At 62.2% G+C, this 20,277-nt stretch carries 19 protein-coding genes; 7 read left to right on the forward strand and 12 right to left on the reverse strand.

Annotated elements, in window-relative coordinates:
- Positions 1-5: 5 nt before the first annotated feature.
- The 10 genes from BT173_RS19845 to BT173_RS11045 all read right to left on the reverse strand — a co-directional run bounded on the left by BT173_RS19845 (position 6) and on the right by BT173_RS11045 (position 10,719).
- Complete coding sequence (locus tag BT173_RS19845) at positions 6-965, reverse strand: WD40/YVTN/BNR-like repeat-containing protein (protein WP_084658452.1); 960 nt, start codon at positions 963-965, stop codon at positions 6-8.
- A 137-nt stretch (positions 966-1,102) separates the two neighbouring features.
- Positions 1,103-2,119 (reverse strand): hypothetical protein, encoded by a 1,017-nt coding sequence (locus BT173_RS11005; RefSeq protein WP_072428707.1) that lies wholly within the window; start codon positions 2,117-2,119, stop codon positions 1,103-1,105.
- A gap of 3 nt (positions 2,120-2,122) precedes the next feature.
- Positions 2,123-2,527 carry a hypothetical protein gene (locus tag BT173_RS11010; protein WP_139256125.1) on the reverse strand — a complete coding sequence of 135 codons (405 nt, stop codon included), beginning with the start codon at positions 2,525-2,527 and terminating at the stop codon, positions 2,123-2,125.
- 406 nt (positions 2,528-2,933) lie between these two features.
- Positions 2,934-3,599 carry a GAD-like domain-containing protein gene (locus tag BT173_RS11015; RefSeq protein ID WP_072428709.1) on the reverse strand — a complete coding sequence of 222 codons (666 nt, stop codon included), beginning with the start codon at positions 3,597-3,599 and terminating at the stop codon, positions 2,934-2,936.
- A 46-nt stretch (positions 3,600-3,645) separates the two neighbouring features.
- Positions 3,646-4,314: a GAD-like domain-containing protein gene (locus tag BT173_RS11020; RefSeq protein ID WP_072428710.1), complete on the reverse strand. Its 669-nt coding sequence runs from the start codon at positions 4,312-4,314 to the stop codon at positions 3,646-3,648.
- A gap of 10 nt (positions 4,315-4,324) precedes the next feature.
- The gene (locus BT173_RS11025; protein WP_072428711.1) at positions 4,325-5,308 is read right to left on the reverse strand and encodes a polymorphic toxin type 15 domain-containing protein; all 984 of its coding nucleotides are present in this window, start codon (positions 5,306-5,308) and stop codon (positions 4,325-4,327) included.
- A complete protein-coding gene (locus BT173_RS11030; RefSeq protein WP_072428712.1) occupies positions 5,305-5,661 on the reverse strand; it encodes a DUF4150 domain-containing protein in 357 nt (118 codons plus the stop codon). Before BT173_RS11030 ends, BT173_RS11025 begins: the two co-directional genes overlap by 4 nt.
- Entirely contained in the window at positions 5,654-7,102 is a 1,449-nt protein-coding gene (locus BT173_RS11035; protein ID WP_072428713.1) for a DUF2169 family type VI secretion system accessory protein, read from the reverse strand. Before BT173_RS11035 ends, BT173_RS11030 begins: the two co-directional genes overlap by 8 nt.
- 7 nt (positions 7,103-7,109) lie before the next feature.
- Positions 7,110-9,266 (reverse strand): type VI secretion system Vgr family protein, encoded by a 2,157-nt coding sequence (locus BT173_RS11040; RefSeq protein ID WP_072428714.1) that lies wholly within the window; start codon positions 9,264-9,266, stop codon positions 7,110-7,112.
- Between the two features lie 232 nt (positions 9,267-9,498).
- Positions 9,499-10,719 carry an aspartate aminotransferase type Ic gene (locus tag BT173_RS11045; RefSeq protein WP_072428715.1) on the reverse strand — a complete coding sequence of 407 codons (1,221 nt, stop codon included), beginning with the start codon at positions 10,717-10,719 and terminating at the stop codon, positions 9,499-9,501.
- A gap of 137 nt (positions 10,720-10,856) precedes the next feature.
- Between BT173_RS11045 and BT173_RS11050 the strand changes: the two genes are divergently transcribed.
- The 4 genes from BT173_RS11050 to BT173_RS11065 all read left to right on the forward strand — a co-directional run bounded on the left by BT173_RS11050 (position 10,857) and on the right by BT173_RS11065 (position 14,132).
- Complete coding sequence (locus BT173_RS11050) at positions 10,857-11,237, forward strand: DUF2237 family protein (RefSeq protein WP_072428716.1); 381 nt, start codon at positions 10,857-10,859, stop codon at positions 11,235-11,237.
- Between the two features lie 29 nt (positions 11,238-11,266).
- On the forward strand, positions 11,267-11,926 hold the full coding sequence (gene can / locus BT173_RS11055; protein ID WP_072428717.1) for a carbonate dehydratase: 660 nt from the start codon (positions 11,267-11,269) through the stop codon (positions 11,924-11,926).
- 167 nt (positions 11,927-12,093) lie between these two features.
- Positions 12,094-13,365 (forward strand): Hsp70 family protein, encoded by a 1,272-nt coding sequence (locus BT173_RS11060; protein ID WP_072428718.1) that lies wholly within the window; start codon positions 12,094-12,096, stop codon positions 13,363-13,365.
- A gap of 137 nt (positions 13,366-13,502) precedes the next feature.
- Entirely contained in the window at positions 13,503-14,132 is a 630-nt protein-coding gene (locus tag BT173_RS11065) for a hypothetical protein (protein ID WP_072428719.1), read from the forward strand.
- Between the two features lie 66 nt (positions 14,133-14,198).
- On the opposite strand, the gene BT173_RS11070 is transcribed toward BT173_RS11065, so the two are convergent.
- Both BT173_RS11070 and BT173_RS11075 read right to left on the reverse strand, forming a co-directional pair.
- The gene (locus BT173_RS11070; RefSeq protein ID WP_072428720.1) at positions 14,199-15,554 is read right to left on the reverse strand and encodes a sigma-54-dependent transcriptional regulator; all 1,356 of its coding nucleotides are present in this window, start codon (positions 15,552-15,554) and stop codon (positions 14,199-14,201) included.
- Positions 15,551-17,119, reverse strand: a complete 1,569-nt coding sequence (locus tag BT173_RS11075) for a two-component system sensor histidine kinase NtrB (protein WP_072428721.1) — start codon at positions 17,117-17,119, stop codon at positions 15,551-15,553. Before BT173_RS11075 ends, BT173_RS11070 begins: the two co-directional genes overlap by 4 nt.
- A gap of 62 nt (positions 17,120-17,181) precedes the next feature.
- Between BT173_RS11075 and yedA the strand changes: the two genes are divergently transcribed.
- The 3 genes from yedA to BT173_RS11090 all read left to right on the forward strand — a co-directional run bounded on the left by yedA (position 17,182) and on the right by BT173_RS11090 (position 20,232).
- Positions 17,182-18,057: a drug/metabolite exporter YedA gene (gene yedA / locus BT173_RS11080; RefSeq protein ID WP_072428865.1), complete on the forward strand. Its 876-nt coding sequence runs from the start codon at positions 17,182-17,184 to the stop codon at positions 18,055-18,057.
- A gap of 86 nt (positions 18,058-18,143) precedes the next feature.
- Complete coding sequence (gene ilvA, locus BT173_RS11085; protein ID WP_072428722.1) at positions 18,144-19,658, forward strand: threonine ammonia-lyase, biosynthetic; 1,515 nt, start codon at positions 18,144-18,146, stop codon at positions 19,656-19,658.
- Between the two features lie 94 nt (positions 19,659-19,752).
- Complete coding sequence (locus tag BT173_RS11090) at positions 19,753-20,232, forward strand: hypothetical protein (protein ID WP_072428723.1); 480 nt, start codon at positions 19,753-19,755, stop codon at positions 20,230-20,232.
- Positions 20,233-20,277: the final 45 nt, after the last annotated feature.

Below are 20,277 nucleotides of genomic sequence, written 5' to 3' on the forward strand. Positions count from 1 at the left end.
TCTGGCTAGGCATGGAACAGCACCCGCCAGCCCTGGGCATCCAGCACCGCTGCGCCACCGTAGCCAGCCAATAGCAGCACGCCATCACGTGCCGACAAATAACCGGCGCAGACTTTGATTTCGGCCGATACATCGGCCTCGCTCAGTTGACCATCCTTAATCCACCACAGGCCGTAATCCGAGGTGCACCAAACACGGTCCTGGAACCAGACCATGTCCTTGAAGGGCAGTGACAAGGTCTCGTCATTGATCTGTTTCCAGCTATCGTTGCGCCCCATATAGGTGCTGCCGAGCTGGCCGCTGATATACACCTGGCCATCGTCACCACAGCAGACGGTGGACAGCAGGCGATTGCTGGGGAAAGCGCACTGGCGCCAGCGGCTGCCATCGAACTGCCAGACATCTCCCGCCCCACCGACGGCATAGATGTCCTGCGCGCTGAAGCCGGCGATATCGTGAAAACCGAGTGCCTCATCGCGCTTGGCAAGCGGGATTGCATTGCTGAAGTTATGCCATTGGTTCTTGCCATCGCGCCGGTACACCACGCGCCGCGTGCCAACCGCATAGGCATGCTCACCCACCAGGCGGATGCGGGTCAGCGCACCGCGCGCCGCCAGCTCATCCTCAATGCCGGCATCGCCACTGCCGATGGCGAAGGGCAGACCATCCAGGGTGAGGCAGACGAACTGCTCTTTAGGCGCCAGGCTGATCGCGCACCAGAGCAGATCGAAGTCATGCAAGGCGGTATGGCCGAATGCCTTGGCCGGCGTCTCGTCACGGAAGTAGGACACGGCCCGCTTTTCCAGGTCCAGCTCGTCGGGTGCGTCTGCCTGGCCCTGGAAGCGCTCGGCCTGCTGATAGTCCTCGCGCGCCAGGAAATACACGATGTCCTTATTGCGCACTGCGCAGCCGATGATATTGAAGCCGCCCAGATGGGGCGCCAGGATCTGCCTGGAAAGCATCATGTCCTTTAACCAATGCTACTGGTAAGTGTAGTCGGGCTTGCCGCCGGGGCCAGAAAGGCGGACCTCGCCTTCACGAGACAACCCAACACGTAGCACTATAGAGCCCCACACTGATCGGCCATCTTGCACAATCCAAGTTATCGGATCGGTGGGTTGTCCGGATGATCTACCCGCGTCCAGATCGTGCCGTCGAAGTAGGCCAGATCCTTGAAACCGAATGACCACAAAATGCCATCCTTGGCTTCTAAGTGATGGGTATCCACCAAGTCCGGGCTCAAGCTGGTGCGGTAAGGTGCGATGCGCCGGGTCGTGAGGTCGTAGGTGAAGAATCCGACATTGGAAGCCAGGAAGAGCCGCCCATCGAACCATTCAACCGCAGTGTAATTCTGGTTGTCTTCGATGCCCGAGAGATCTCGGAACCCATCGCGTGCGTTCCCCCACAGCACGCTGCCGTTGTACCCGACCAACACGATCTCGTCCGCATTCAGGACCTTGATCGCAGCAAAAGGCTCATCGGTAGGTAAGGACAGTTGCCGCCAGGTCTCGCCGTTCCAGTGCCAGGTCTCGTCACCTACTGCGTAGAGGTCATTGATGTCCGGGCCCTTGATATCGACCAGGTCAATCGCGTTGTTGTCATCGAGCCATGCGTCAAAGGCATCTTCGTTGTCGCCCTCCGGGGGCGCCGGCATGGGGGGCTGGCGCATGCTGCCGGCCATATCCACCCATCGCCCTGTCGCGAGATCCTTGCCATCCCACTCGAAGCGATAAACCTGGCGGGACTGACCGCATACGTAAAGTTGATCGCCGACGGCACGGATGCGATTGACGTAGCCTAAGCCGATCGCGGCATCGCCGAACACGCCGGCTTCGGGTATCTGGTAAATGTGGTCGGGTTTGCCACCGGGGCCATAGATGTTCACCTGCCCTTCACGCCCCAAGATACATCTCAATTCGGACTGCGCCCAGAAGTACGCCGAGACAAGATACCAACCCTCAACCATTTGGCTCCGCCAAGGCCTCCCGGGCCGAAGCCTTGGTGCATACGTCGAGATCACCCCATTGTCTTCAAATGCATCTAGCACTTCGACGAGCAAAGGCAGGTCGCTCTCGACAAGGCAAGCAGACTGGGTACTACGAAAGATGTCACGATTCATAAATTAGTCCTTGCCACCGTTCAGTATGTCTCGAATCACATCGGTCACCTTCCTCGCATCCTTCACCCCTCGCACCAAGGTGTCGTTATGCGCCTTGAACAACTCGTCGAGTTGCTTCTGGATATCTTTGCGGTCACAGCCGCCGCCTTTCTTGCCACCCGTGGCCTTCTCGATTGCGCGGGCTGATATCCCCTTGGCCTGGCCGAGTTTAAGCGTGCCGGCCACGCCAGTGGAGGTACCGTTCTTGGCAATGCGCTGTGCAGGGCGGTCCGTGTGCTTATGGGCCGTGTTTTGCTCCTTGCCGCTGCCGCCTTCCAGGCAAATGGCCGGGCCGCTGCCCAAGCTCGGCATGTCAGGTATCCGCTCGGGCCCGCCACGTTTGCCCATACGCAGCATCCAGTCGGGCACAACGTGGTGAGCTTCCTGTCCGGGCGCGCACTCAAGCTCGTCATAAGGCACCAGCTCGCAGCGTCGCTTGGGTCTGCGCTTCTGGCGTGTCTTGACCTTTCCACCGTCACCGCCACCCTTAGCCGCCCGCTCCGCGACTTCTTTCTCCGCCTTCTCGGCGGCTTAACAAGTGGCTTAACACCTTCGTTGCAAGAATCCTGAGTGCATCAGGAATGGACGTTACGGCGCCCAGGCATCGTATTCAGCTGGACCGGCCGCCCTCCCTGCGTAGGCCAAGTCATCGGATCGGCGGAAGGGTGGCTTGCAGCGTCGCTCGGGTCGCTACTTAATGCGAGCGCCAGGACGTATCAGTCAGTGCAGGAGAACACGCAGCGCAAGTAAAGCCCGCTAAGAAAGCGCAGAATTGCTACAGATTCAGTAACTTATCCATGTCGATCTTTGAGAACGGCATCGTGGGCGCCGCGAGTTGGCGCAGGATGGTCAGGTGCTGATCAAGTTTTACCTTGCGCAAGTTTTCCAGATGCATTTTGCCACCGAGAGCAATGGCCGGTTCAAAGCCATACATCTCATCCGCTGCAAGCGGACCAAGCGATTTCAAGGCATGTTCGAAAAGAGGCTGACCAGCCTCGTCATCAAGGTCACATTCATTGAGTTCGAGACCTAGAAAAGCCTGAATAGAGATGTCTAGAGATCGCGTATCTGTCTTTCTCTTGAGATCGCGTTGCAGGGCAAATACTGCGTGCGTTGCGCAGTTTATGGAGACACTCTGCCCAGTAGTTTCACCGCATAGATAGATCTTCCCGAATGCTGTTCGACCAATCGCATGAAATGAATCAATTTGCTCAAGCGGTGAGTCCTCCAGCCACTCATCAACCAGGTCCTCATACTCATCGGGATTGACTATCCAGAACAAACCATTGGCGTAGCCGCACCAGCCTTCCGCTTGCCAATAGGTTAGTAGTTGATTCGGTAGCTTGCCTCGCCACTTCTCGATGGCCGCAAACGGCACATCGACGCGATGCGTTGCTTCTCCGAACTCCTCAACGAATACTTCAAATGCCTCATCTCTCATCTCAGTCGCTTTCCCACCTCCGAGCGCCCCAACGCAGATCCGATGCTTACATCAAGCCCGCGTCGCGAGCGTCCTGTCCAATGTCACGCATGATCTGTACTTCCGTCACCTGCGACAGAATGTCCAAATGCACATGGGCGTCGAGCTTCTGAAGGCGGTCAAGCATCGGTTCGCCACCCAGTGCAAGCGCAGGCACGTAACCGTACATCGTGTCGTGGTCGAGGGGGCCGAGCTTTTCCAGAGCCCGCTCGAATAGCGGCCGGCCGTCTTTGTCATTTGTGTCGTATGAGTCGCGGGACGAAACACTGAAAAAGAGCTGAAGCGTCAGGTCGGGTCCATCCTCCCGGAATTCTTCGTCATTGAACGACGGAAAGATCATTCCCCATGCCGTCACGACTTTGAGGGACTGGCCGGTCTTCTCACCCCAGAGAATCAGTTCTCCGAAGGCCGTACGGGCGATCACGTAATAAGCATCACGCTCCGCGAACTCGGTCTCGCCGATCCACGCGTCGAGTTCGTCTTCCCACTCATCGGGATCAACGGTCCAAAAAAGCCCTTTGGCGTAGCCGCACCAACCGTATTCCTGCCAGTACTCCAATAATTTGTCTGGTAGCTTGCCTTTGAATTTTGCAAGTTTCTCGGGAGGCACGCTGCGGCATGCAAAAGGTGGGCCAAATTCCTTGAACTCCAAGAAATCTTCCATGAATTCATCCATTACTGACACCTCACTGTTTGCATCGTTTCAATTTTGCGTTCATCTTGGTGTCGCCGCGTTCGGCCTCTGGGATTTCTTTCGCGGCCTTATCAAGCCCGGCGACACGATCTTTCCACTGCGAACCAATCGACGAATTAACGCCCCGATCACCCATCGAGGTCACAACGTCCTTGCCGCCCGCGATCATGTCTGGATTGTGCAGTGCAGCCAAGGTGCTCATGCGGTCTGCGGCGATTTGGGCTGCTTGCTGTTGCGCCTCTGTGCCTCGAACGCCTTGCTTCCGGAGCTGTTTCTCGAACCCGTTCGCCAGCTCCTTGGCATACTTTGCCCTGGCCTCTGCTTGTGCGGCCCCTGTCCCATGCCGCCCAATCTCTTGGTACTTCGCCCGACCTTCCAGGTACTCCTTGACACTCAAGTTATTGAGGCCGCGCTCCTGATCAAGGAGTTGCCGATCATATTCGGCGGGGTCGCCTCTTGAGTTCTTCTTGAAGCACTTGACCTGATGCTCCTTCATTCGCTGTGCTTTTACCTTCCCCCCATCCTTGCCTTTGCCTGCCCGCTCCGCGGCTTCTTTCTCCGCCTTCTCGGCGGCTTCCTTGGCTGCCTTCTCCGCCGCTTCCTTCGCAGCCCGATCCGCAGCCTCCTTGGCCGCTTTAGCACTGGCTTCAGTGGCCATTTGCGCACCGCGCCGGCCAACCTTGGCCGCCGAGGCGCCCCAGCCAGCGAACGGGATGGCCGAGGCGAGCGACAGACTCGCACCGACCCAATCGCCCCGAGCGGCACTGATGCCAGCGTTGGCCAGATCGGCGATCTCACCCACGCCGGGGATCAGCCCAACCACATCCAGCCCGAGCTGCACGCCATCCATGACTTTGGCGCCCGTGCTGGCCTCGGCGGCGGTTTCGGCTTTGACCGGCGGGTTAGCCTCCGCTGCCGGCACTTTGGGCGCACTGGGTGTGCCTACAATCTTGCCAACCGTATTGCCCTTGCTCATGCGCCGTTCATCCAGAATTCGTCGTCATGACGCAAAATCGGCTTGCCGTTGACTCTGACCGTGCCGGAGTGCGCTTTCGGGTAACAGGTGCCACCCACCGTACCGCTCTTGATGCCCTTCGCAGCACCTGCGGCATCGCCGATCGTGCTGGGCACCTTGCTTTGGTCAAAGACCACCAGTGGCTCACCATTGGCGCGCACATTGGGGACCACCGCCACGGCATCATTCAGCTTGGCAATCACCGGATAGGGAATGGGCGGCGTGCTATTGCCCATGGGTGTCTTGCAGACGTCGGGCGCAAGGCTGACGACCAGCCATTGCTTGTCCTTGCGTGCGATGACTTGATCAGCCATGGACGTTTTCTTCGGCAGGAGGATGGGCCATGCGTACCAGCGGCGCATCAGGGTTCATCTCATAGCGGGCCTCAGCCACCCGAATCGGCAAGGATTCCGGCAAGACCAGGCGCCAGACCAGATCAATGCGATGGGCATCCAGATCCGCGATCAGCGTATCGATGCGCATGGGCAGCGGTAGCAAGAGGCCGTCGTGCCAGCGCGTCAGCACAAAGGCGCGGTGCCGTGGCAGCGCGAAACGCAGCACATGGTTGCCGTCCTGATCGGTTTGTACGCCCGGCGCATCGGCTGCACAGAGGTTGGTGAAGCTGAGCCACTCGTCCCCCACGAGATAAGGCACTTGCTGATCGCTGGGGGCGCAGTTCCAGTAAGCGAAGTCAAAATCCTCGGGCAGCCACGGATGGCGCGTGTCGAGCCAGTGCTGATCGTAGGTGCCGGCCAGCGCGCGGCGCGGCTGCCAGGCCCGCGCCAGGGCGCCGAAGCCCGCTGGTAGGCAGCTGGCAGACGCGAGTTCGGCTGGCTTTTGTGCGTTACGCCAGAAGTCCTTGGCACTGACCCGAGCATTGGGCCGCTCGATCCGTGGCGCAGGCACCGATTTGGCGCGCGTGGCCTTCAGCCACCAGCCACTGACAGCACCCCGCCCTAGCGGGTTGTACTCACACACATCGTGTGCCACCGCCTGCTCAGTCTCGGGAAGCTGAGCGTCTGGATGTTCGGCACGCTGCGGGCGCGTCAGGCGGGCCGCTTTCGGGACACGCTTGGCCGCCGCCTCGCCGGCATTGATGCGGCTCTGGCCACCCCAGGCGTATTCATAGCGCAACGGCAAGGTCGTGAAAGGCACCGGCGCAGTCAGACGCCAAGGCTTGGGCTTCACGCCCCCCAGGCTCAGTAGCTGCACGAGTTTGCCTAACGGCACCAGTGGCCAGGGCAAGCGGCGGAAGTGGCGTTCGCCGGTCACGATCAGGGTTTTGTCGAGTAGCACTTCACCGGGCTTGCTGGTGCCTTGGGCGCGTTGCGTGGCTGCCTGCCAGGCATTCAATGCATCGAGCGAAGGCGCCATAAAAGGATTAAGGCCGAGCGGTCGCTCCGGTAAAGGCATGGCGCCATCAGGGCGTTGAATCCGGCAATTGACGCGCACCTTGGGCTGCGGGCGGCCCTGCGGCGCATGCGCACTGCCGATCACCATCACGTCGCAAGCCGGCTTGTACGGTGCCAGATCGCTCTCTTGGCGCGGACTGCTGGTGTTGAGTGCGTCGAAGCATTCGTCCTCAAGGCATAGCGGCACCGCGTCCTCATCCATCGGGGCGAGCACGGTGGCACCTTGTGCATCGCGCGTGATGCGGTAGACCACCCGCATCACGATCGTCCGGTGCGGCGTGTCGTGGGCGTCGAGCGAAGCAAAGCAGAGCGCATCGAAAGGCGTCAGGTTACGAAACTCCATGGCCGCCTCAGTTGATGTCAACGTCTTTGCCGCTGATCTGGACCGCCCCGCTGGCGCTGAAGTCAAAACGCGTGCCGTTGATGAGTACGGTGCCGTCGGACTTCATGATCAGGCTGGCCTGGCCGACCGTGATCTCCAGTTCATCTCCGGCACTGATACTGTACTTCTTGCCGACCGTGGTGCTTTTTGAGAGCCCGACTTGCTCGAGCTGCGCCAGCCCCACTGCGGTATTCATCGCGCCACCCACCGTCACTGCGTAGCCCGCCCCCACAGTCAGTGCCTTGGCGATGGCCACCGTCTCGGTCTTGCAGCCGCCTACGCTCACCGAGCTGTTGTCGCCAATCTGCACGGTCTGGTTCTGGCCGATGCTGATGGTTTCGTTCTGACCCACCGTCTCGCTGCGGTTGTCACCGATGCTGATGGTTTCGTTGTGATCAACCCGCTCGCTGCGGTTGTTGCGCACCGTGATGGTTTCATCGTTATCCACCGTCTCGGTACGGTTGTGCTTCACATGCACGGTTTCATCGTGGTCGACGGTCTTCTGCCGATCACGCCCGACCCAGTGCGACTCATCGTTTTCCACCTCGATGCGCTGATCTTTCTCGGCATGCAGCCAGAGTTCCTCCTGGCCTTTCTTGTCCTCGAAGCGGATCGCATTGGCATTGTCGTAGCCACCACCGCTGCTGGAGCGCGTCAAGATGCCGGTCTGCGTCTTGTTGGCGGGCAGATCCCAAGGCGGCATATTGTCCTGGTTGTAGACACGACCAGTGATCAGCGGCCTATCGGGGTTGCCATCCAGGAACTGCACCAGCACTTCCTGGCCGATGCGCGGAATGGCGACGAAGCCGAAGTTCGACCCCGCCCAGGTACTGGCCACCCGCACCCAGGCCGAGCTCTTCTCGTCGTAGCCGCCCACGCGGTCCCAGTGGAACTGCACGCGCACGCGGCCATATTCATCGGTGAGAATTTCCTCGCCAGGCGGGCCAACCACGATGGCGGTCTGCACGCCGTAGATGCGCGGCTGCTGGCTGTTCAGCCCGCGCCCCGGTCGCCAGGGCACGGCCTTGCGCACGCAACGGAGGCGATTGCGGTACTGGGCCGGCTCACCGCTGTCCATCAGATAGTTGTTGTTGGCCTGATGCTGGGCCTCAACCACCAGGAAGGCCTCATCGCCGATATCGAAATGCTCGCTCAGCGTAAAGCAGCGCCCCGGCTGCACCGCGCGGTCATTGCCGGCGGCTTCGAAGCACTTACCCTGCGCCTCGAACTCCTCCATGCGCAGTCTGGCTTGCGCATCGCCCTCGGCCTGGTTCGCATAGGCATAGGCGCCCGCGTAGTCATAGATTTCCAGCTGCGGCACGTCGCCCTGCTGATTCAAGGTGGGCAGCTCGGCCTGCATGGGGCGCGGCTGCTTGAAGTCGAAGCTGCTCAGCGCGACCTTGCCGGGCACGAAGCGCCGCACCGGCACCCATTCGTGGATGCCGTCGTCCTCGAGTGAGCCGGCCATATCCTGGAAGGGAATGCTGGCCGTGCCATCGATGGGCGCCAGCTGGGTCGAGTCATCGCACAGCACGAGGGTGTGGCCCTTGGCATGGTGCTCATAGAAATAGAACCAACCCTGCGCTTCCCAGCGCCGATGCAGATGGTTGTAGTCCGACTCCTCATACTGGCAGGCATCGGTGAATAGCGGATCGGGACCGCTGATGCGGAAGGCGACCGACTGCTGCGGATAATCGGCAAAGGTCTCGCGCGTGCAGTCGAGCAGGGTTTTGCCATGGAATAGATAGTTGTCGCGCCGCTGGCGCAGAAAGGCCAGCCAGGGCGCCAAGGTCATCTGGTAGAAGGCAAAGCCGCCATCGACGCGGCTGAGGCGGAACTCGAATACATAGCCATTGAAGTAGCGCAGGCTACCATCCTCGCGCACCAGGCTGAGCGTGACCATTTTGCCCAGCACATCCTTGAGCGGAATCCGCGCGTCGTCCGCCAGCACCTCGACCGTGTACTGAAAGTCGCGCGACAGCGCTTCGAAGCCATCCAGCCGATTGGCAACCAGCATCGCCTTCGGGCCATCGCCATTCGGAAAGCTCAGCCGCAGCAAACGCGCGTACTGACGGCCTTCCAGCATGGCCTTGAGCGCCTGCGCCGCCTCGTGCAGATTGGTCATCACCGCATCTCCAGGACTCGGCTCGCCTACCGGGCGCGATCGGGTAGCCCGCGCCGGCTGCAGCCTGTTCGTAACGAGAAGGCTGCCTTGTAGGCAGCCAATTGCGACTGAGTCTAGTCAACGGAAAACCCAATGTCATACCTAATTTGAAGGACTGGAAGCGCTTGGGTAATTTGTCACAAGGCATGAAAAAGCCCCCGACTGGCGGGGGCTTGGCAGGGCAGAGAAGCGCTTATTCGCCGATGGCCACACGCAGGGCCAGCGAGATGCCGCGCGCGGCTTCCTTGATTTCCGGCAGCGAGGGGAAGCTCGGTGCAATACGGATATGGCGGTCCTGCGGGTCCTTGCCATAGGGGAAGGCAGCGCCGGCCGGCGTCAGGGTGATGCCGGCTTCCTTAGCCAGCTCCACCGTGCGGCGGGCCTTGCCGGCCGGGGTCAGCAGGTCGATGAAGTAACCGCCCTTCGGATAGGTCCAGCTCACGCCTTCGATACCGCCCAGCAGCGCTTCGAATTGCTCGAGCACCACGTCGAACTTGGGCTTGAGGATCAGGCGGTGCTTTTCCATCAGCGCTTCCACGCCGGCCTTGTTCTTCAGGAAACGCACATGGCGCAGCTGGTTGACCTTGTCCGAACCGATGGTGCGGGTGGACACAGCGCGGGTCCAGGCGGCGATATTGGCCGGCGAGGAAGCCAGCGCGGCGAGGCCAGCACCCGCCAGGGTGATCTTGCTAGTGGAGGCGAACACCAGGGCGCGATCGGCATTGCCGGCCTTGGCGCAGGCATCGACCAGATTAGCCACCAGCACATGCTCGGTGCTCAGGTGGTGCACGCGGTAGGCATCGTCCCAGATGATGCGGAAATCGGGTGCCGCGGTCTGCATGGCGGCGAGGCGGGCCACGACTTCGTCCGAGTACACCACGCCGCCCGGATTGCTGTACTTGGGCACGCACCACATGCCCTTGATGCTGGCATCGTCCTTGACCAGCTGTTCCACCAGGTCCATATCGGGACCAGCGTCGCTCATCGGGATATTGATCATCTTGATACCGAGCGCTTCGCAGATGGCGAAGTGGCGGTCGTAACCGGGCACCGGGCACAGGAAAGTGATCTGGCCTTGCTGGCCCCAGGGCTTGCTGCCGCCGGGCACGCCATACAAGAGACCGAACACGATACTGTCGTGCATCAGGGCCAGGCTGGAATTGCCATCGACCACCACTTGGGCGGCGGGCAGATCGAGGATCTCGGCGAACAGGGCGCGTGCCTCCGGCAGGCCAACCGCGCCGCCATAGTTGCGGGTATCGGTGCCATCGGCGGCCTTATAGCCATCCACGGCGTCCAGCAGCGGCAGGGACAAATCGAGTTGCTCAGGGGCGGGCTTGCCGCGCGACATATCGAGCTTGAGGCCTTGCTGCTTGAAGGCCTGGTATTGGGCGAGCGATTCAGCGTGGTTCATGGTCAGTTCCGGAGTGCTTGGGAGGAGGGTAATGCGGGCTTTGCCCGCGATTTTACACACAGATAGACGTTTGAGTTCTTGGCGAGCTGGGCGGGCAACACGGATAATCAGCTTCTTTGCCAGCGGGAGACCCGCCCATGTATGACTCGGTCAATGTGCTGGGCCAGACGCTGATCAGCTGCAGCACGAGCCCGCTGACCGGCTTCTTTCGCGATGGTTGCTGCAATACCAGCGCCGACGATGCCGGCCGCCACACGGTCTGTGCGCAGATGAGCGCCGACTTCCTGAGCTTCTCGGCCGCGCAGGGCAATGATCTGAGCACGCCGCGCCCGGAATATGGCTTTGCCGGACTCAAGCCCGGTGATTTCTGGTGCTTGTGTGCGGGCCGCTGGGTGGAAGCCCTGCTGGCCGGCCAAGCACCGGCGATCCGGCTGGCCTCGACCCATGAAGATGTACTCGAACTGGTGTCATTAGAAACACTGGTCGCCCACGCGCTCGACCGCCCGCAAGCGGGCTGAGCGCGCACCCAAACCACGTAGGATGGCGCATGCAAAACCATAAACTGGACAATCTGTTCGCGAACAACCGGCGCTGGTCGGAAGAGGTCAAGGCGCAGGAGCCGACCTTTTTCGAGCAGCTCTCCCATCAACAGAACCCCGAGTACATGTGGATAGGCTGCGCGGACAGCCGGGTGCCGGCCAATGAGCTGATCGGCCTCTTGCCCGGCGAAGTGTTCGTGCACCGCAATGTGGCCAATCTGATCGTGCACTCCGACCTCAACTGCCTGTCCACCATCCAGTTCGCGGTCGATGTGCTCAAGGTCAAGCACATCATCGTCTGCGGCCACTATGGCTGCGGCGGCGTAAAGGCTGCTTACAACGACACCCGCGTGGGCCTGGCCGACAACTGGCTGCGCCATATCCAAGACATCCGCCGCGTGCACGACCGCTGGCTGGACAAATTTCCGCCCGAATTGCGTACCGACATGCTGTGCGAGCTGAACGTGGTCGAACAGGTGGTCAATGCCACCCAGACCACGGTGGTGCAGGATGCCTGGGCGCGTGGCCAAAACGTGACCGTGCATGGCTGGGCTTATCGCATCAACGACGGTCTGCTGCACGACCTGGGTATGAGCGTGGGCGAGCCGGACGCGCTGATGGATGTCTACCGCGACTACTTCAAACAGCACGAATACAGCGGCGCCTGAGACAGCGCGCGGCCTCGGCACACCGGGGCCGCCGCTGTGCGTGCCGCCTGCCCCAAGCGCCTAAGCGCCCCCTCCCCCCACACCAGCCAAGTCACTGATTCCACTAGACACTACCCAGCGACTTGCGTAGCATCGCGCGCCCTTTTGCCTCGCCGGAGCGTTGCTCGATGTCTTCCCCCGCCCCCTACGCGCGCGCCTGTGGTATCGATTTCGGTACGTCCAATTCCACCGCCGGCTGGCTGCGCCCAAGGCAGTCGACGCTGCTGAGCCTGGAAGACGGCAAGCCCACCCTGCCCTCGGTGGTGTTTTTCAATGCCGAGGAAGACAGCATCAGCTATGGCCGCGCCGGCCTGTCCGACTATCTGGAAGGCTATGAAGGCCGGCTGATGCGTTCGCTGAAGAGCCTGCTCGGCTCCAGCCTGATCGATGGCCAGACCGAGGTGCTCGGCCGCGCGCTGCCGTTTCGCGAGCTGCTCGCCCACTTTATCGGCGAACTCAAGCAACGTGCCGAACGGAGCGCCGGGCGCGCCTTCGATACCGCGGTGTTCGGCCGCCCCGTGCATTTCGTGGACGACAATCTGGCCGCCGACCAGCAGGCGCAGCGCACCCTGGAGGAGACCGCCCGCGCAGTGGGTTTCAAGGAGATCAGCTTCCAGTTCGAACCGATCGCGGCGGCCTTTCATTACGAGCAGGATATTCGTGCAGAAGAGCTGGTGCTGATCGTGGATATCGGCGGCGGCACCTCGGACTTCTCGCTGGTGCGCCTGTCGCCCGAGCGGGCTGGCCTGGTCGAGCGCCGCGACGATCTGCTCGCCAATGGCGGCATCCATATCGGCGGGACCGACTTCGACAAATACCTGAGCCTGGGCAATATCCTGCCCCTGCTCGGCTACAAGACCCGCCTGCGCAATAACTCGGAAGTGCCTTCCAGCTATTACTTCAATCTGGCTACCTGGCACACCATCAATTTCAATTACACGCGCAAGATCTGGATGGAGCTGCAGGAGGTGTACCGCGACGCGCGCGAGCAGGACAAGCTCGATCGCCTCTTGCGCCTGATCGAGCATCGCGAAGGCCACTGGCTGGCGCTACGCGCCGAGGAAGCCAAGATCGGCCTCTCGTCGAGCGAAAAGGTCACCCTGCAGCTCGACCGCATCCATGCCGGACTCAGCCACGACATCCTGCGCAGCGATTTCGATGCCGCAGTCAGCCATCTGGTCGATGGCGTGGCCGGCACGGTCAGCCAGCTGCTGCAGGACGCCAACCTCGGCGCACATCAGATCGATACGGTGTTCTTCACCGGAGGCTCCAGCGGCGTGCCGCTCCTGCGCCAGCGCATTGCCGCCTTGTTGCCCAATGCGCGTGCGGTGGAAGGTGATCTGTTCGGCAGCATCGGCGCCGGCCTTGCCGTGGAAGCCCTGCGCCGCTACGGCCACTAAGCGTTGTGGTTCAAGGGCCACAGCGCCCACTCGTTCAGGTAGGGTAAAGCGCGCACATCGATATAATCCGCCGCCCTCCGCAGCCCGCCTTCGTGTGGCTGCGCGCTGTGGCCCCATTATTTATAAGGATTCTGATCATGCGCACCGCCCTATTCCGTACCCTGTCCCTGGCCGGCCTGCTCGCCGTGGCCGCCCCGGCCCTGGCCGACACCATGGGCAGCGATGCCCAGCAAATCCGCTTTGTCGTGCACGGCGGTCTGACCATGGGCGGTGACAATCTCAGCACCGTGCAGACCGATGATGGCAAGGACAAGATCAAGGCTGGCGGCCTGTTTCAGGTAGGGGCCGGCATCCTGGCCCAGGCTGGCACGCTGCCGCTGGCTGCACAGCTGACCTACAACTATCACGCCGACGGCGACAGCTATGAAAACGGCAGCACCAGCTACCATCGCCAGCCTATCGAGCTGACCTTCTTCTACACCGGCATCGAGAACTGGCGTCTGGGCGCCGGGGTGCGCAAGTCCGGCTCGGCCAAGTTCAATGTGAAGCAGGATGGCTACGCCACCGTACGCGGCACGCTGGAATCGGACCCGGCGCTGATCCTGGAAGCCGGCTATGCGCTGAGCCCCTCGGCCTGGCTATCGGCCCGCTATGTGGACGAAAGCTACACGCTGAAGAGTGCCAGCGTGGGCAATGCCAGCATCCAGGGGCTGAACGAGAAGGTCGATGCCTCGCACGCTGGCGTCTTCATCACCTTCGCGTTCTGATCCACCCGCCAGCAGCCAAACAAAAGCCCCGCACTGCGGGGCTTTTTGCTTCGCGTTGCCGGCAGCTCAATTGATGCCGAGCCGCTCCATGCGGTAACGCAAGGAACGGAAGGTCACGCCAAGCAATTTGGCCGCCTGGGTGCGATTGAAACGGGTCTTGTCCAGCGCGGACAGGATGGCCTCCTTCTCGACCCGGTCCAGATAATCCTGCAGCAGACCGATCTCGCCACGGTCGACCGGCATTTCCTCCGCGTCCATGCGCTTGAGCTGCAGATCATCCGGCTGGATGACCCGGCCATCGCAGAGCGCCAACGCACGTTCGAGGATGTTTTCCAGCTCGCGCACATTGCCGGCGAAGTCGTAAGCGGTCAGCGCGGCCAGGGCATCGGGCGACAGGCGCGGCTCGTCCATGCCATTCTGGCTCGCTAGGCGCGCCAGCACGCCATGGGCAATGACCGGAATATCGTCGCGCATATCGCGCAGCGAGGGCATGCGCAGCTCGATCACATTCAGACGGTAATAGAGATCCTGGCGGAAACGCCCCTCTTCCACGCATTTGGCCAGGTCCTGGTGGGTCGCGCAGATGATGCGCACATCGACTGCCTCCTCGCGCGTCTCGCCGATCTTGCGCACCTTCTTTTCCTGAATCACGCGCAGCAGCTTGACCTGCATGGCCAAGGGCAGATCGGCCACCTCGTCCAGAAACAGCGTGCCGCCATCGGCCGCCTGGAAGAAGCCATCGCGCTCGCCATCGGCCCCGGTGAACGCGCCCTTCTTGTAGCCGAAGAACTCGCTCTCCATCAGGTTTTCGGGGATCGCACCGCAGTTGACCGGCACAAAGGGCTGCTCGGCACGCAGCGACTGGCCGTGGATCAGCCGTGCCGCGCGCTCCTTGCCGCTACCCGACTCGCCGGTGATGTAGACCGGCGCCTGGCTCTTGGCCAGCTTGTCGATCAGGGCCAGCGCCTCGCGAATGGCCGGCGATTCGCCGATGAAGACCTTGTCAGTACCGGGCACGGCGCGCGCCGCGCTGGCCGGCTTGTCCAGATTCAGCGCCGAGCGCACCAGGGTGCGCAGCTGGTCGAGCGATACCGGCTTGGCCAGATAGTCGAATGCGCCGGCCTTCAAGGCCTCGACCGCATTGTCCAGGCTGCCATAGGCAGTGATTACCGCAACCGGAATATCGTAGCCCTGGGTGTCGATATGGCGCACCACATCGAGACCATTGCCGTCCTGCATGCGCATATCGGTCAGGCAAAGATCGATGCCTCCCTGATCGAGACGCGCCACGGCGGCGGCCACACCATCGGCCAGCTCGACATCCAGGCCCATCTTGAGCAGGGTCAGTTCGAGCAGTTCGCGCAGGTGCGGCTCATCGTCGACGACGAGAACGCGGGCGGGCTTGGAGTTTTTCTTGCTCATGCGGGGCGACCGGAAAAGGTGATGCGAAAGCAGGCACCGAGTGAAACAGGCACGTATTCCAGCACGCTGTCATTTCCGGCGCAAATCTCTCGCGCAATATACAGGCCTAAACCCGTGCCCTTGCTATCGGTGGTGAAGAAGGGCTCGAACAGCTTACCCACATCCTCAAGCGGCACGCCGGCCCCATCATCGCGCACCTGCAGCGCCCAAGCATCGCCGAGCGGCGCCACTTTCAGGCTCAGCGCGCCATCCTGCTGCGAGCAATAGCGCCAGCCATTGCGACACAGATTCCACACCACCTGGTGCAACTGTCCCTCGTCGAAGCGGGCGATGGCGCCCTGCGGGCAATCGAGGGCGATCTCGGCCGCGATGCCTTCGGTGGCGCGGAACTCGGCCACAAAGCGCTCAAGCCATTCATACAGGCGAATATCCACCGGCTCAGCACGGTCGCGCCGGTTCAAGTCGAGCACCTCGCGCACCATGCGGTCGAGCCGCTTGGTGTTGTCGATGATGATCTGGGTCATGCGCTTGCTGGCCGCATCGCTGGCATCCTCGGCCAGGAGCTGGGCGGCATGGCCGATGGCCGAGAGCGGGTTGCGGATCTCGTGGGCGATATTGGCCGTCAGCCGCCCCAGCGCCGCCAACTTGATCTGCTGCGCCTCGCGGCGCAGGCGTTCGATGTCTTCCAGAAAAATCACCGTACCGGTGGCCGAACTGCCTACCTGCACCGGCATGAAGCGCGGCCGCACGCGCTGGTTGCTGTTGTTCGGGTCGGGCGCCAGCGTGGAATCGCCTTCGCGCCAGCCATTCAGCGCCCGCGACAGGGCCGGCGAGAACTCGCTCAGCTTGGTGCGCCCGGCCACCATGCCCACCCCGAGTAGACGTTCGGCCTGCTGATTGAACTGGCGTACCACGCCCAGCTCGTCGATGACCAGCACGCCGTCCGACACGTCCTGGATCACCAGGCGGTTGATCTGCGCCATATTGGCCAGCTCATTACCACGTCTGGCCGCCAGCCGTTCCGACTCGGTCGCATAGCTGGCCAGCCGGTGCGCGAGCCAGGCGGTGGCGAAACAGGCGATCGACACCATGCTGACCTGGAACCAGTCCGAGCTCTTGGCGCTATCGAATACCATCAGATAACCCTGCTGAGCGAGCAGGGCGATGCTGGCCATGGCGGCATGGAACAGGGTGGTGCGCCCGCGGCTGATCAGCCCGGCAGCCGCCAGATAGGGCAAGAGCAGCAGGGCAATGCCGGACTGGAAGCCGCCGCTGATATGCATAAGGCCGACGATGAACAGGATATCGCTGCCTACCTGTACGCTGAGCAGCAGGCGGAAGTTGGGCCAGCGCAGGCGCAGGCAGACGGTGTAAAGCGCAATCAGACCCAGATAAGAGATCGATACCCAGCTGATGCTGACCCGGTCCTGCAGTTCGAAGGACAGGCCTTTTTCCAGCGACCAGTTAGCCACCGCCAGCGCGGCCACCATAGTGGCGCGGAACAGATTGAAGATCTTGGCGGAGCGCCAGAAGGCGTCGGGAGCGGATTGCGGGGTATCGGGCATGGCGACTTTATATCCGGCTTGGCGCGGCTTGGGCAGGGGGCTGCATGCTAATCTCGCTGGCTATGCTGTCAAAACACCCCGCTCTCCTGCTGCCGCTCTGCCTTGCCGCCACCTGGCTGGTGTGGGGCTCGACCTATCTGGCCATCAAGTTCGCCCTGATCAGCTTTCCGCCCTATGTATTGTCCGGCACGCGCTATCTGCTGGCCGGCGGCCTCTTGCTGGCCTGGCTGATCTGGCAGCGCAGCACCTGGCCCAGCTGGCGCCAGGTACGCAATGCCAGCCTGATCGGCTTTCTGATGCTGACCGTCGGTAATGGCCTGACCTGCGTGGCCGAGCAGACGCTGGACTCGGGCGCCACCGCGCTGATCGTGGCCGCCACGCCGCTCTTGACCGTGCTGCTCAGCCAGATGATGGGCAGCCGCGCGCGCGCGCTTGAATGGTGCGGCATCGGCCTCGGCCTGCTCGGCATCGTGCTGATGAATCTGGATGCACGTCTGGCAAGCGACCCGCATGGGGTGATGCTGATGATCATTGCCTGCCTAGCCTGGGCGCTCGCCTCGGTACTGATCCCGCGCCTGGATCTACCCCAGGGCAGCATGTCTTCCACCATCCAGATGCTGGCGGGCGGGCTGATTTCCCTGCCGCTGGCCCTGTTGGGGGGCGAGCGCTTTCCTGCCGCGCCCACGGCCGGCGCAATCGCCGCCCTGCTCTATCTGGTGCTGTTTGGCTCGGTGATCGCCTACTCGGCCTTTGTCTGGCTCTTGCGCAATGCGCGTCCTGCCCTGGCCACCAGCTCCAGCTATGTGAACCCGGTGGTGGCGCTCTTCCTTGGCTGGCTACTGGCCGGCGAAACGGTCAGCTGGCCGCTGCTGGCCGGCATGAGCATCATCCTGCTCGGCGTGGCCCTGATCGGCTGGTCCGCGCGCAGCAAGGGCTGAACGGCCGGCTGACGCGCGCGGCAACTCGCCCGCGCGCCGGAATCCTGCTAGGTTTACCGGCCGTCTTCCAGCCCAAGCCCCGCATCATGTCCACGCCTGACTATCTCGAACGTATCCTCACCGCCCGCGTCTACGATGTGGCGGTGGAAACCCATCTCGACGCCATGCCCAATCTGGCCGAGCGGATTGGCAACCGGGTACTGATCAAGCGCGAGGACATGCAGCCGGTGTTCACCTACAAGCTGCGCGGCGCCTACAACAAGTTGGCCAGCCTGAGCCAGGCGGCGCGCGACAAGGGTGTGATCACCGCCTCGGCCGGCAACCATGCACAAGGCGTGGCCATGTCGGCGCAGAAGCTCGGCTGCCATGCCACCATTGTCATGCCTGTCACCACCCCCAGCATCAAGATCAACGGCGTGAAGCGCCGTGGCGCCGAAGTGGTGCTGCATGGCGACTCCTTCAGCGATGCCTATGCGCACGCGATGCAGCTGGTCGAACAGACGGGCGGCACCTATGTGTCGCCGTTCGATGACCCGGAAGTGATCGCCGGCCAGGGCACGGTGGGTATGGAGATCCTGCGCCAGCACCCGGATGCCATCCACGCCATCTTCGTACCGATCGGCGGTGGCGGCCTGGCGGCTGGCCTGGCCGCCTATGTGAAACGCCTGCGCCCGGAGATCCGCGTGATCGGCGTGGAACCCATCGACAGCGCGGCCATGAAGCGTTCGATCGAAGCGGGCGAACGGGTGGTGCTCGAGCATGTCGGCCTGTTCGCCGATGGCGTGGCGGTCAAGCAGGTCGGCGAGGAAACCTTCCGCCTGTGCCGCCAGTATCTGGACGAGATCATCCTAGTCGATACCGATGCGATGTGCGCAGCGATCAAGGATGTGTTCGAGGACACCCGCTCGATTCTGGAACCGAGCGGCGCCTTGGCGCTGGCCGGCCTGAAGGCCTGGGCGGCGCGTGAAGGCTGCCGTGATCAGACGCTGATCGCCATCGCCAGCGGCGCCAATATGAATTTCGATCGCCTGCGCCATGTGAGCGAGCGGGCCGAGATCGGCGAAGCGCGCGAGGCCATCCTGGCGGTGACCATACCCGAGCAGCCGGGCAGCTTCCGCGCGTTTTGCGAGCAACTGGGCAATCGTGCCATCACCGAATTCAACTACCGCGCCGCCGACCCACAAGAGGCGCATATCTTCGTCGGGGTGAAGATCAGCACCCGCCAGGAAGCCTCCGCCCTGGTCGCCCAACTGAATGCGGCCGGTCTGAAGGCGCTCGACCTGACCGACAACGAGATGGCCAAGCTGCATATCCGCCATCTGGTTGGCGGGCGCGCCCCCCAGGTCGAGCATGAGCTCGTCTATCGTTTCGAGTTCCCGGAAAAGCCGGGCGCCCTGCTCAACTTCCTCAACCATATGGGGCGCGGCTGGAATATCAGCCTGTTCCACTACCGCAACCACGGCGCCGATTTTGGCCGGGTACTGGTCGGCATGCAGGTGCCGCCACAGGATGAAAGCAAGCTGCAGACCTTTCTGGCCGAGCTCGGCTACGACTACACCGACGAGCGCGACAACCCCGCCTATAAGCTGTTTCTAGGCTGAACCTGTGCCGAGCCGGCCACTCCAAGTGGAGTGGCTTGGCAAATCGGTAACCCCGGCTTATCTTGCCGCACCCCTTGTTCGGCGAGCATTGATCATGTTGCGCTGCATCGTCAGCTCCATCCTGTGTGCCTGCAGTCTGGCCGGCACGCCGCCCGTGCCCCCGAGCGCGCCAGCGGCGCCGCTGGCGCTCGATCTGCCATATGGCATGCAAGAAAAGGTCCCCGCCCAGGTCATCTCGCCTATCTTCCGCAGCTATGTGGCACCGCAAGCCGGCCCGCGCGCCAGCCTGCGCAGCGATCCGGCCGAGCTGGAAAAAGAGCTGCTGGCACGCCAGCTCGAGCAGCAGGCACGCCTGTATGACAGCGATAGCGGGCTATGCCTGAACCGGGCCGGTGGCGACTCGACCGGCGGTGGCGTGCGCTGGTCGCTCAACGATGGCTTCGGCTTCTATGTGCAGGGGCGTGGCTTCAAGCATTTGCAGCGCCTGCTCAAGCACAACGATGTCAGCGGCGTATGCGCGCCGGGCGACCCCAGCCCGATGTGCCGCCACATGCCTCGCCAGACCTGCGACTAACGCTTACGTCAATGGAATAAGCATAAAACCCTGTTTTATATAAGG

The organism is Chitinimonas taiwanensis DSM 18899, from assembly GCF_900119825.1.
GTDB lineage: Bacteria > Pseudomonadota > Gammaproteobacteria > Burkholderiales > Chitinimonadaceae > Chitinimonas > Chitinimonas taiwanensis.

What these genes read in the sequence shown, in the direction of transcription:
- BT173_RS19845 (WP_084658452.1), bottom strand. Translation starts at nt 965, where the DNA reads ATGATGCTTTCCAGGCAGATCCTGGCGCCCCATCTGGGCGGCTTCAAT.
- BT173_RS11005 (WP_072428707.1), bottom strand. Translation starts at nt 2,119, where the DNA reads ATGAATCGTGACATCTTTCGTAGTACCCAGTCTGCTTGCCTTGTCGAG.
- BT173_RS11015 (WP_072428709.1), bottom strand. Translation starts at nt 3,599, where the DNA reads ATGAGAGATGAGGCATTTGAAGTATTCGTTGAGGAGTTCGGAGAAGCA.
- BT173_RS11020 (WP_072428710.1), bottom strand. Translation starts at nt 4,314, where the DNA reads ATGGATGAATTCATGGAAGATTTCTTGGAGTTCAAGGAATTTGGCCCA.
- BT173_RS11025 (WP_072428711.1), bottom strand. Translation starts at nt 5,308, where the DNA reads ATGAGCAAGGGCAATACGGTTGGCAAGATTGTAGGCACACCCAGTGCG.
- BT173_RS11030 (WP_072428712.1), bottom strand. Translation starts at nt 5,661, where the DNA reads ATGGCTGATCAAGTCATCGCACGCAAGGACAAGCAATGGCTGGTCGTC.
- BT173_RS11035 (WP_072428713.1), bottom strand. Translation starts at nt 7,102, where the DNA reads ATGGAGTTTCGTAACCTGACGCCTTTCGATGCGCTCTGCTTTGCTTCG.
- BT173_RS11040 (WP_072428714.1), bottom strand. Translation starts at nt 9,266, where the DNA reads ATGACCAATCTGCACGAGGCGGCGCAGGCGCTCAAGGCCATGCTGGAA.
- BT173_RS11045 (WP_072428715.1), bottom strand. Translation starts at nt 10,719, where the DNA reads ATGAACCACGCTGAATCGCTCGCCCAATACCAGGCCTTCAAGCAGCAA.
- BT173_RS11050 (WP_072428716.1), top strand. Translation starts at nt 10,857, where the DNA reads ATGTATGACTCGGTCAATGTGCTGGGCCAGACGCTGATCAGCTGCAGC.
- can (WP_072428717.1), top strand. Translation starts at nt 11,267, where the DNA reads ATGCAAAACCATAAACTGGACAATCTGTTCGCGAACAACCGGCGCTGG.
- BT173_RS11060 (WP_072428718.1), top strand. Translation starts at nt 12,094, where the DNA reads ATGTCTTCCCCCGCCCCCTACGCGCGCGCCTGTGGTATCGATTTCGGT.
- BT173_RS11065 (WP_072428719.1), top strand. Translation starts at nt 13,503, where the DNA reads ATGCGCACCGCCCTATTCCGTACCCTGTCCCTGGCCGGCCTGCTCGCC.
- BT173_RS11070 (WP_072428720.1), bottom strand. Translation starts at nt 15,554, where the DNA reads ATGAGCAAGAAAAACTCCAAGCCCGCCCGCGTTCTCGTCGTCGACGAT.
- BT173_RS11075 (WP_072428721.1), bottom strand. Translation starts at nt 17,119, where the DNA reads ATGCCCGATACCCCGCAATCCGCTCCCGACGCCTTCTGGCGCTCCGCC.
- yedA (WP_072428865.1), top strand. Translation starts at nt 17,182, where the DNA reads ATGCTGTCAAAACACCCCGCTCTCCTGCTGCCGCTCTGCCTTGCCGCC.
- ilvA (WP_072428722.1), top strand. Translation starts at nt 18,144, where the DNA reads ATGTCCACGCCTGACTATCTCGAACGTATCCTCACCGCCCGCGTCTAC.
- BT173_RS11090 (WP_072428723.1), top strand. Translation starts at nt 19,753, where the DNA reads ATGTTGCGCTGCATCGTCAGCTCCATCCTGTGTGCCTGCAGTCTGGCC.